The sequence below is a fragment of the Adlercreutzia sp. ZJ176 genome (assembly GCF_011038975.1).
GTDB lineage: Bacteria > Actinomycetota > Coriobacteriia > Coriobacteriales > Eggerthellaceae > CAAEEV01.
Genome location: NZ_JAAKEC010000033.1, coordinates 1 through 5,285 on the forward strand (window position 1 = coordinate 1; position 5,285 = coordinate 5,285).

General features: G+C 63.5%; 3 rRNA genes. All 3 read right to left on the minus strand.

From position 1 onward, the window contains the following. Nucleotides 1-15: 15 nt before the first annotated feature. The 3 genes from rrf to G7Y50_RS11670 all read right to left on the minus strand — a co-directional run bounded on the left by rrf (nucleotide 16) and on the right by G7Y50_RS11670 (nucleotide 5,069). Nucleotides 16-130 (minus strand): 5S ribosomal RNA (gene rrf / locus G7Y50_RS11660). Nucleotides 131-248: 118 nt separating this feature from the next. Beyond that, a 23S ribosomal RNA gene (locus G7Y50_RS11665) occupies nucleotides 249-3,219 on the minus strand. Nucleotides 3,220-3,560: 341 nt separating this feature from the next. Then, nucleotides 3,561-5,069: ribosomal RNA gene (locus G7Y50_RS11670) — 16S ribosomal RNA — on the minus strand. Together the 16S, 23S and 5S rRNA genes form the textbook arrangement of a ribosomal RNA operon. Nucleotides 5,070-5,285: the final 216 nt, after the last annotated feature.

The following is a 5,285-nucleotide window of genomic DNA, read 5'->3' on the forward strand; positions in this document are numbered from 1 at the left end:
AGAAAGCACCCCTCATGAGCGGAACTCCCTGGCCTCCCGCAGCCTGGCGCTGCAGTACTCTCGGCGACGCGGGGCTTAACTTCCGAGTTCGGAATGGGATCGGGTGATCCCCCGCTCCATGGTTCCGCTCATGGGAGGTGCTCCCACGAGCCTGGCTATTCAGGCCCGCCAGCGGCCCTTAAGGGGGCCCTGGCGCCTGCATGCGCGCGGCGCACTGCGGATCGCAGAACTTGCCTGTGAGTGAAAGTGCTTTGAAGAGCTCGGGTGATTAGTAGCGCTCGCCTCAGGGCCTCGCGGCCCTTGCAGCTGCGCCCTATCGACCTCGTGGTCTACGAGGGCCCTTACCAAAGAGGGATCTCATCTCGGAGGCGGCTTCCCACTTAGATGCCTTCAGCGGTTATCCGCGCCGGACGTAGCTATGCGGCGGTGCCGTTGGTCGACAACCGCTTCACCAGAGGTCCGTCCACCCCGGTCCTCTCGTACTAGGGGCAGCTCTCCTCAGATCCCTTGCGCCCGCGGAGGATAGGGACCGAACTGTCTCACGACGTTCTGAACCCAGCTCGCGTACCGCTTTAAACGGCGAACAGCCGTACCCTTGGGACCGACTTCAGCCCCAGGATGCGATGAGCCGACATCGAGGTGCCAAACCTTGCCGTCGATGTGGACTCTTGGGCAAGATCAGCCTGTTATCCCCGGAGTACCTTTTATCCGTTGAGCGACGGCCCTTCCACCCGGGGCCGCCGGATCACTAGAGCCGACTTTCGTCCCTGCTCGGCCCGTCCGCCTCGCAGTCAAGCTGGCTTGCACTCTTGCGCTCTCGGGGCGGTTGCCGACCGCCCTGAGCCAACCTTTCGCGCGCCTCCGTTACATTTTGGGAGGCGACCGCCCCAGTCAAACTACCCGCCTGGCACGGTCCTCGGCCCGGGTCACGGCGCCGAGTTAGGCAGCCGACGCGACGAGGGCAGTATTCCAAGGGCGCCTCCACGGGGGCTTGCGCCCCCGCTTCGCGGGCTCCTGCCTATCCTCTACGCGCCGCGCCAACTGCCAATGCCAAGCTGCAGTAAAGGTTCACGGGGTCTTTCCGTCCTTCCGCGGGGAGTTCGCATCTTCACGAACAGTACAATTTCGCCGGGTCCATGGTTGAGACAGCGCCCAAGTCGTTACGCCATTCGTGCAGGTCGGAACTTACCCGACAAGGAATTTCGCTACCTTAGGACCGTTATAGTTACGGCCGCCGTTTACCGGGGCTTGGCTTCAGCGCTTCGCTCATCGCTAACGCATCCGCGTAACCTTCCGGCACCGGGCAGGCGTCAGACCCTATACATCGCCTTGCGGCTTCGCAGAGTCCTGTGTTTTTGATAAACAGTCGCTTGGGCCTCTTCGCTGCGGCCGCCGCAGGCTCCGGGAGCTCGTCCCATCACCCGCAGCGGCGCCCCTTCTCCCTAAGTTACGGGGCTGGTATGCCGAGTTCCTTAACCATGGTTCCCCCGATCGCCTCGGTATGCTCTACCCGCCCACCTGTGTCGGTTTTGGTACGGGCGCCAAGAGTCCTCCCTAGGGGTTTTTCTCGGCAGCATGGGCTCACCGGCTTCGCCTCGAAGGCTTCGTCTCGCGTCTCAGGCCTCATGCAGGGCTGATTTGCATGCCCTGCGCCCTACGCGCTTTCACGGGGACGTCCAGAACCCCGCCCGGCTACCCTCCTGCGTCGCCCCGTCGGTGATAGCGGACCCAAGGCGGTGCGGGAATGTCGACCCGCTGCGCATCGGCTACGCCTGACGGCCTCGCCTTAGCTCCCGACTGACCCTGGGGGGATTAGCCTTCCCCAGGAACCCTTGGGCTCACGGCGGCAGGGTTTCTCGCCCTGCTCTCGCTACTCATGCCAGCATTCTCACCTCCGAGCGCTCCACGGCCGGTCGCCCGGCCGCTTCGCCGCCCTCGGAGAGCTCCCCTACCACTGAATTGATTCAGTCCGCCGCTTCGGCGCCGTGCTTAGCCCCGTGAATTGTCGGCGCATGTCCACTCGACCAGTGAGCTGTTACGCACTCTTTGAATGCATGGCTGCTTCTAAGCCAACATCCTGGTTGTCTGGGCAGACGCACATCCTTTGCCACTCAGCACGGACTTGGGGGCCTTGGCGGGCGGTCTGGGCTGTTTCCCTCTCGAGCACACAGCTTAGCCCACATGCTCTGACTCCCGGGCTCTGATCCGCCGGCATTCGGAGTTTGGCTCTCGTCGGTAGGCGGTGAGGCCCCCTCGGAGATCCAGTGCTCTACCGCCGGCGGAGAACGCCCGAGGCTAGCCCTAAAGCTATTTCGGGGAGAACGAGATATCTCCGGGTTTGATTGGCCTTTCACCCCTACCCACGGGTCATCCCCTCCGTTTTCAACCGAAGTGGGTTCGGCCCTCCACGGGGTCTTACCCCCGCCTCAGCCTGCCCATGGGTAGCTCACCCGGCTTCGCGTCTGCGCCGCGCGACTGATAAGTCGCCCGTTTAAAGACTCGCCTTCGCTGCGGCTCGCTTCAAAGCTTAGCCTCGCCGCACGGCGCAACTCGCTGGCTCATTCTACAAAAGGCACGCCGTCACACCGCAATGGGTGCTCCGACTGCTCGTGGGCGCACGGTTTCAGGTGCTGTTTCACTCCCCTCCCGGGGTGCTTTTCACCTTTCCCTCACGGTACTGGTTCGCTATCGGTCACAGGAGAGTGTTTAGCCTTGGAGGGTGGTCCCCCCAGCTTCGGGCCGGGTTGCACTTGCCCGGGCCTACTCGGGATAACCACTCGGGGGCAGGAACGGTTCGCGTACGGGGCTCTCACCCGCTGCGGCCGGCCCTTCCATGCCGTTCCGCTCCGAACCTGCTTTGTGACCCCGCCGGGGCATGCGGCCCCCCGGCCATGGCTCCCACGACCCCCATGCGGCAACGCCCGCACGCTTACACGCGCATGGGTTTGGGCTCGCGCGGTTTCGCTCGCCGCTACTCCCGCGATCTCGGTTGATTTCTCTTCCTCCGGGTACTTAGATGTTTCAGTTCCCCGGGTTGTCCCCCGCTCCCCTATCTTGTTCAGGGAGGGGTAGGCGGGCATAACCCCGCCTGGGTTCCCCCATTCGGAGACCCGCGGATCAAAGGGTGTGTGCCCCTCCCCGCGGATTATCGCAGCTTGCCGCGTCCTTCGTCGACTTCCTGTGCCAAGGCATCCGCCGTGCGCCCTAGGTATCTTCAACGCTGAATCACCTTCGGGCGCGGGGCCGACACGCGGCCCCGCGTCTGATGTATTGGTATGATTGTTCTCTCAAGCATACGCTTGCGATCTGGAAAATAGTGCTTATGTCCATGATGCGAACCACCCATCCGAACCCATGCATCTGCATGAATCTCAGTTGATGTGGTTGCAAGTATCATGTCCGCGGCACGGTCCAGCTGACGTGTCAGCCGCCGCGCCGCGCGCTATGCAGGTGTCAAGGTGCCCGGGGCGCGGGGCCCTGGGTGCCGGATGCTGGGGACGATGGGGCGGACTCTTCTCGCCTCTGTGAGATTTGAGATAAAGAATCTAGGGTCTCCCTAGAAAGGAGGTGATCCAGCCGCACCTTCCGGTACGGCTACCTTGTTACGACTTCACCCCCCTCACCCTCCACACCTTAGACGCCTCCGCCCCTTTCGGGTTCGGCCGGCGGCTTCGGGTGCAGACGACTCGGGTGGTGTGACGGGCGGTGTGTACAAGGCCCGGGAACGTATTCACCGCGGCGTGCTGATCCGCGATTACTAGCAACTCCGACTTCACGCAGGCGGGTTGCAGCCTGCGATCCGAACTGGGGCCGGCTTTGCGGGATTCGCTCCCCCTCGCGGGGTGGCAGCCCTCTGTACCGGCCATTGTAGCACGTGTGCAGCCCAGGGCATGGGGGGCATGATGACTTGACGTCGTCCCCACCTTCCTCCGGCTTGACGCCGGCAGTCCCCCGCGAGTCCCCAACCGAATGCTGGCAACACGGGGCGGGGGTTGCGCTCGTTGCGGGACTTAACCCAACATCTCACGACACGAGCTGACGACAGCCATGCACCACCTGCGCGCCCTCCTCTCGGCCACCGCGTTTCCGCGGCTTCAGGCGCACTTCAAGCCCTGGTAAGGTTCTTCGCGTTGCTTCGAATTAAGCCACATGCTCCGCTGCTTGTGCGGGCCCCCGTCAATTCCTTTGAGTTTTAGCCTTGCGGCCGTACTCCCCAGGCGGGGCGCTTAATGCGTTGGCTGCGGCACGGGGGGACGATCCCCCCACACCTAGCGCCCATCGTTTACGGCCGGGACTACCAGGGTATCTAATCCTGTTCGCTCCCCCGGCTTTCGCGCCTCAGCGTCAGTCGCGGCCCAGCAGGCTGCCTTCGCCGTCGGTGTTCCTCCCGATATCTGCGCATTCCACCGCTACACCGGGAATTCCACCTGCCCCTACCGCACTCGAGCCGCCCAGTTCGAAGCCCGGCCCGGGGTTGAGCCCCGGGGTTAGAGGCTTCGCTTAGGCGGCCGCCTACGCGCGCTTTACGCCCAATGAATCCGGATAACGCTCGCTCCCTACGTATTACCGCGGCTGCTGGCACGTAGTTAGCCGGAGCTTCTTCTGCAGGTACCGTCTTTTGTCTTCCCTGCTGAAAGCGGTTTACAACCCGAGGGCCTTCTTCCCGCACGCGGCGTTGCTGCGTCAGGGTTCCCCCCATTGCGCAAAATTCCCCACTGCTGCCTCCCGTAGGAGTCTGGGCCGTATCTCAGTCCCAATGTGGCCGATCGCCCTCTCAGGCCGGCTACCCATCGCGGGCACGGTGGGCCGTCACCCCGCCGTCTACCTAATGGGCCGCGACCCCATCCCCCGCCGCGAATGCTTTGGCGGCAGGCCCATGCGGGCCTGCCGCTTCATCCGGTATTAGCCGCCGTTTCCGGCGGTTGTCCCGGCGCGGGGGGCAGGTTGGTCACGTGTTACTCACCCGTTCGCCACTGTATTCCCAACCGAAGTTGGCTTAACCGTTCGACTTGCATGTGTTAGGCACGCCGCCAGCGTTCATCCTGAGCCAGGATCAAACTCTCCGTTCGGAGGCGGGGCACGTCACGCGCCCCGCGTTTGATCGCTTAAAGCATTTGCTCTTTGCCAATCACGAGGATTGACGAGGTATGAGAATGTCCGTCTGACATATCACACTCTGATTCGAGTTCCATGTCCTCAGTATCCGGTTCTCAAGGTCCCGCGGCAGGCCGCCCCGCGGCCTCCCCGCCCGCGCCTCTCGCGAGACGCGCAAGGAGATACTTTAC